Origin of the sequence: Bradyrhizobium sp. PRIMUS42, from assembly GCF_023006515.1 — a bacterium.
Classification (GTDB): domain Bacteria; phylum Pseudomonadota; class Alphaproteobacteria; order Rhizobiales; family Xanthobacteraceae; genus Bradyrhizobium.
On sequence record NZ_JALBGZ010000020.1, the window covers coordinates 21,717 to 27,716 of the forward strand.

Here is a 6,000-nt window from a genome sequence, read left to right on the forward strand (position 1 = left end):
TGAAGTTCCTCCCTAGGCACGATTAGGATCGCTGCCGCGGCAAGATCGGGTTGCATCTCGACGGTCCCTCGCCGGATGGCGCTATTCCGGACCAAGATATAAGCGATCCGTTTGAGCGGGCTTGGGCGGCCAGCGCTCCGGCCAGGATGCGGTTCGCTGGACCCGCAGAAGCCTTGCATCATGGCCCCCCCTGCCGTATCAACGGCCTCAACCGCTCGCCGACCCTTGGGGATAAGGGCCGGAATTGCCTACACTTTTTGGACCCGATAGCTTGGCAGACAAGAGCCACGTCACCATCGCCGAGACTGAGACCATTGAAGAAGCCTTCCGGCGCCTCAATGCGAACATGCTCGGCATTTTGTTCGCACAGGATGCGGGCGGACGAATCGTCGGCGCGGTAACCGACGGCGACATCCGCAGGCGCATGCTGACGGGCCTCACTATCCACGATCAGGTAGCGACCTGCGTCAATCGCAACTTCGTCTGGGCGCGCTCCGGTGGACCACGCGAGCAAATTCTGAAGCTGCTCGATCAGCGTGTGCACGTGGTGCCGATGCTCGATGCCGAAGGACGGCTGGTCGACGTCTTCAGCCGCGAGCTGTTCAACCTGTCCGAGGAGAGCGAGGTGTTCGCGCGCGCCCGCTCGCCGGTCCGCATCTCCTTCTCCGGCGGCGGCACCGATCTGACGCACTATTTCGTGGCGAATGACGGCGGCGCGGTCATCAACGCCACGATCAAGATGTACGCGCATGCGACGCTGCGACGGCGGAACGATTCCAGCATCCGGATCTATTCGCACGATTTCCGTCGCACGATTGAGGCGGACAACCTCGCAGAGCTCGGAACGGACGGAGATCTTGCCCTGATCAAGTCCGTCGTGCGCCTGATCAAGCCGGCTTACGGGTTCGAACTCGAAGTCTCCGCCGACTTCCCCGTCGGTTCCGGCCTCGGCGGCTCGGCGGTGGTCACCTCCGCCATCATCGGCTGTTTCAACGAATTCCGTGGAGATCAGTGGGACCGCCACGAGATCGCGGAGATGGCTTTCCAGGCCGAGCGGCTGATGCTCAACATCCCCGGCGGCTGGCAGGATCAGTACGCCACCGTGTTCGGTGGCTTCAATCACATGGAGTTCTTCTCCGACCAGAACACCATCGTGCCGCTGCGTCTCGACCCCAACATCATCGCCGAACTCGAGGAGAGCCTGGTGCTCTGCTACACCGGCTCCGGCCGCGATTCCGGCGCCATCCACCGCGACCAGAAGGCACAGCACGAGACCAGTGATGCCGTCGCCGCGGCCGCCAAGCAGAAGGAGGTCACGCGCGATATCCGGCGACACCTGCTGCGCGGCCAGCTGCTGGAATGCGGCCGACTGATCGACGAGGCCTGGCACGCCAAGCGGAAGCTGAGCTCGAAGATCTCGTCAGACGCGATCGATGCGATCTACGATTTCGCTAAGCAGCATGGCGCAGTCGGCGGCAAGCTGCTGGGCGCTGGCGGTGGCGGCTATTTCATGTTCTTCGTTCGTCCATTCGAGCGCTACCAGCTCATCGCTGCGCTGGAACAACAGGGGCATAGCTGTTCGCGCATCATGTTCGAAGAGAACGGGCTGCGGACTTGGAAGTCGCGCTTTCCCACGCGATTCACCTGAGACGGATATGAGACGAGAATGTTGATGACATCGTCCAAACAGCCTGTACCGGTCCGCATCGGCAACCATCTTCTGGGCGACGGCGAACCCTGCTACGTCATCGCCGAGATCGGCAACAACCACAATGGCGACTTCGACCGCGCCATTGCGCTGGTCGATGCGGCGGTAGCTGCGGGGGCCGATTGCGCCAAGTTCCAGATGCGCAAGCTCGACGAGGTCTATCGTGCGTCGAGCCTGTCCGGCAAGGACGACGACCTCGCCGTCGAATATACCCTCGATCTGTTGCGGCGCTTCGAGCTTCCGACCGCGCAGCAGAAGAAGATTGCCGACTACTGCGCGGCGAAGGGTATCCAGTATCTCTGCACGCCCTGGGACGCGAGCAGCGTCGCCGTGCTCGAAAGCTTCGGCGTGCAGGCCTACAAGGTTGCCTCAGCCGACCTCACCAATCTGCCCCTGCTCGCGCGCCTCGCCGCCACCGGCAAGGCGCTGATCGTATCGACCGGTATGAGCACGACGGACGAGATCAGGGCCGCGGCGAAATTCCTCGACGAGCGCAACGCCGGCTACGTGCTCCTGCATTGCCAGAGCACCTATCCGGCCGCGCTCCACAACATCCATCTGCGTTTCATGGAAACGTTGCGCGAGATCCATCCGGTCGTCGGCTATTCCGGCCACGAGCGTGGCATTGCCGTCTCGACCGCCGCGGTGGCGCTCGGCGCCGTCGTGATCGAACGCCACATCACCCTCGACCGGGAGATGGAAGGTCCGGACCACGCCGCGAGCCTGGAGCCGGAGGAATTCAAGGCTCTCGTCTCGGGCATCCGCGAGGTGGAGGCGGCGCGCGGCGAAAAAAGGGCCGAGCGCGCGCTGAGCCAGGGCGAGCTGATCAACCGCGAAAACCTGGCGAAGAGCCTGGTGGCCGCGCGCGACCTTTCGACCGGCACCGTGATCACCGAAGCCGACATCGCGGTGAAGAGCCCGGGACAGGGCCTGTCGCCGCTGAAGATGCCGGCGCTGCTCGGCCGCAAGCTGACGCGGACGATGGCGGCCGACGACTATTTCTTCCAGAGTGACCTCGACGAAGGCGCCGCAAAAGCACGGCGCTACCGCTTCGACCGTCCGTGGGGCGTGCCGGTGCGCTATCACGACGCCGAGCGCTTCCTGGAGATCTGCCAGCCCGACATCATCGAATTCCATCTCAGCTACAGCGACATGGAGCGCGATCCCGCGGCCTATCTGTCCGGCACATATGATCTCGGCTTCGTCGTGCATGCGCCAGAGCTGTTTGCCGGCTCCAAGCTGATGGACCTGGCAACGCCTGACGAGGAGCTGCGGCGCTATTCGCTGGAGCAGACCCAGACGGTAATCGACATTACCCGCGGCCTGAAGCAGTACTTCCCCAAGACCAAGCGCCCGCCCATCGTTGCCAATATCGGCGGCTTCACCATGGACGAGCCGCTGCCGCCGGAGGAGAAGGCCGAGCGCTACCACATCTTCGCGCAGAGCTTGACCGAGCTCGACATGGACGGCGTCGAGCTGACGCCGCAAACCATGGCGCCATTCCCCTGGCATTTCGGCGGCCAGCGCCACCAGAACATCTTTATCTTCCCGGACGAGTCCGCCGCGTTCTGCGCCAAGCATGATCTGCGCATGTGCGTCGACATCTCGCACACGAAACTCGCCGCCAATCATTTCGGCTTCGACTTCGCGCAAGGCCTCGCGCAGCTCGGGCCGCACACCGCGCATCTGCATTTCGGCGACGCCAAGGGGCTCGACGGCGAGGGTCTTCAGATCGGCGAAGGCGAGATCGATTTCGACGACATCGGACAGGTGCTGCGCAAGCACGCGCCGGGCGCTTCCTTCATTCCGGAAATCTGGCAAGGCCACAAGAACATGGGCGAAGGTTTCTGGACCGCGCTCGAGCGCCTCGAGGGACACATCTGATGGCGCGCAAGACGCTGGCCGTGATCGCCGCACGCGGCGGCTCGAAGGGCATCCCGCACAAGAACCTGCTCGATCTCTGCGGCAAGCCGCTGATCGCCTGGACCGTCGAACAGGCGCGCGCCGCACGCGGCGTCGATGTGGTAGCCGTGTCTTCGGACAGCGACCAGATCCTCGCCGCAGCTGAAGCCGCCGGCGCGGTCGGCGTGCGTCGCCCCGACGACATTTCCGGCGACCTCGCCTCCTCCGAATCCGCCTGGCTGCATGCGCTCGATGCGACCGACCAGAGGATGGGACGGTTCGAGCGGATCGTCGCGCTCCAGGCGACATCGCCGATCCGCGAACCCGGGGACATCGAGAACGCGCTTGCGACCTTCGATCGCGACCATCTCGACAGTCTGCTCTCGGTCTGCGAGGTCGAGGATTATTTCAACTGGCGGATCGGCCGAAGCGGACCGGAGCCCATCAACTACGATTATCGCAACCGACGCATGCGGCAGCAGATCGAGAAGCGTTATCTGGAGAACGGCTCGTTCTACGTCCTGATCCCCTCCCTCCTGCGCGAGCAGAATAACCGCCTCGGCGGCAAGATCGGCTTCCACGTGATGGAGCGTCACAAGATGTTCCAGATCGACCGCCCCGAGGACGTCAAGCTTTGCGCCGCCATCATGCAAAGTTACGGCTATGCCTGACCTCAGCGCCTTCTCGCTCAAAGGCAAGATCGCGGTGGTCACCGGCGCCTCGCGGGGCATTGGCGCGGCCATCGCGACCGGCCTGCGAGATGCGGGCGCTATGGTGTTCGGCCTCAGCCGTTCCGGGACCGCACCCCAGGACGTTACCGCAATTGCGTGCGACCTCTCCGACGACAAGGCGATCGAAAGCGCATTCGGCATGATCGCCGCGCAAGGCGGGCGTATCGACGCGTTGGTCAACGCCGCCGGCATCAGCCTCCCCGCAAAAGTTGATGAGAGTGAGCTTGCGCGCTTTCGCGCCACGGTCGCGACCGACCTCACCGGCGTTTACGCCACCATCCTTGCTGCGTATCCCCTCTTGAAGAAAGCGGGATCGGCTGCGATCCTCAACGTCACCAGCATCAATTCGGTCCGCGGCTTCCCCGGCAATCCGGGCTACGTGGCGGCGAAGGCGGGGCTTGCCGGGCTGACGCGCGCGCTCGCCGCCGACTATGCGCCCGACGGCATCCGCGTCAACGCGCTTGCGCCGGGCTATGTCGCGACCGAGATGACCGCAAAGAGCTTTGCCGACCCAGTCATGCACGAAGAGAGGCGCCGCCACACCATGCTCGGCCGCTGGGGACAGCCCGTCGACATGGTGGGCGCCGCCGTTTTCCTGGCATCGGAAGCCTCCGCCTATGTGACCGGTCAGGAGATCTTCGTCGACGGCGGCTGGATCGCTAAGGGCCTCGCCATCAGTTCGGATAGCAAATCGTGACCACAACGCTGCAACGCATCGGCTTCATGCAGGGACGGCTGTCGACTCTGGTCGACGGCAAAATCCAGGCGTTCCCCTGGGACGAGTGGCGGGACGAGTTTCCACGCGCGAAGGAGCTCGGCCTGACGCGGATGGAATGGACCATCGATCAGGAACGGCTGCGCGAGAACCCGCTCACGACCGAGCCGGGACAGCAGGAGATTCTGGCGCTGTCGCGCGAGAACGGCGTGCGCATCCCCAGCCTCACCGGCGACTGCTTCATGCAGGCGCCGTTCTGGAAGGTAGATGCCGTCGTGCGCGACGCACTCGTCGCCGACCTCGATCTCCTGATCGCCGCCTGCAGCCGCATCGGCATCGAATTCGTCGTGATCCCGCTGGTCGACAACGGCAAGATCGAGCGCGAGAGCGAGAGCGATACGTTGAAGCGCGTGCTGCTCGCACGCTCCGAGCAGCTGACAAGAAGAACCGTCAAGATCGTCTTCGAATCCGATCTGCCGCCCGGCGAGCTCGTCCGTTTCATGGAGGCGTTTCCGCCGGACGTGTTCGGCATCAACTATGACAGCGGCAACAGCGCCTCGCTCGGCTTTGACAGCGACGAGGAGATCGCTGCCTACGCGCCGCGCATTCTCAACGTGCACGTGAAGGACCGCATTCGCGGCGGCGCCACCGTGCCGCTCGGCACCGGCAACGCGGACCTTGCCAAGACGATCCGGCTGATCGAGCGCTCCGGCTACAAGGGCCAATACATCCTGCAAACCGCACGCGCGGCCGACGGCGACCATGCCGGCGTGCTGGCGAAATATCGCGATATGACGGTTCGCTGGATCGAGGACGCCGTGCGATGAAGCTCGAGCTGAACGATCGTGTCGCGCTCGTCACCGGTGCAAGCCGCGGGATCGGGCTTGCGATCGCGACGACGCTCGCGGCAGAGGGAGCAAAAGTCGCGCTCGCCGCGCGCGGTG

Annotated in this window: 6 protein-coding genes; all 6 read left to right on the plus strand. The window is 64.2% G+C overall.

Annotated features, from left to right (window positions below):
* Window positions 1-271 precede the first annotated feature (271 nt).
* Entirely contained in the window at window positions 272-1,648 is a 1,377-nt protein-coding gene (locus MOV75_RS04135) for a CBS domain-containing protein (RefSeq protein WP_247004953.1), read from the plus strand.
* 24 nt (window positions 1,649-1,672) lie between these two features.
* Window positions 1,673-3,592 (plus strand): N-acetylneuraminate synthase family protein, encoded by a 1,920-nt coding sequence (locus MOV75_RS04140; RefSeq protein ID WP_247004956.1) that lies wholly within the window; start codon window positions 1,673-1,675, stop codon window positions 3,590-3,592.
* The gene (locus MOV75_RS04145; protein WP_247004958.1) at window positions 3,592-4,281 is read left to right on the plus strand and encodes an acylneuraminate cytidylyltransferase family protein; all 690 of its coding nucleotides are present in this window, start codon (window positions 3,592-3,594) and stop codon (window positions 4,279-4,281) included. Before MOV75_RS04140 ends, MOV75_RS04145 begins: the two co-directional genes overlap by 1 nt.
* Entirely contained in the window at window positions 4,274-5,038 is a 765-nt protein-coding gene (locus tag MOV75_RS04150) for an SDR family oxidoreductase (RefSeq protein ID WP_247004960.1), read from the plus strand. Before MOV75_RS04145 ends, MOV75_RS04150 begins: the two co-directional genes overlap by 8 nt.
* Entirely contained in the window at window positions 5,035-5,883 is an 849-nt protein-coding gene (locus MOV75_RS04155; protein WP_247004962.1) for a sugar phosphate isomerase/epimerase, read from the plus strand. The genes MOV75_RS04150 and MOV75_RS04155 overlap by 4 nt, the downstream gene beginning before the upstream one ends.
* A partial coding sequence (locus tag MOV75_RS04160) for an SDR family NAD(P)-dependent oxidoreductase (protein ID WP_247004965.1) occupies window positions 5,880-6,000 on the plus strand: 121 nt, incomplete at its 3' end. The genes MOV75_RS04155 and MOV75_RS04160, both read left to right, overlap by 4 nt.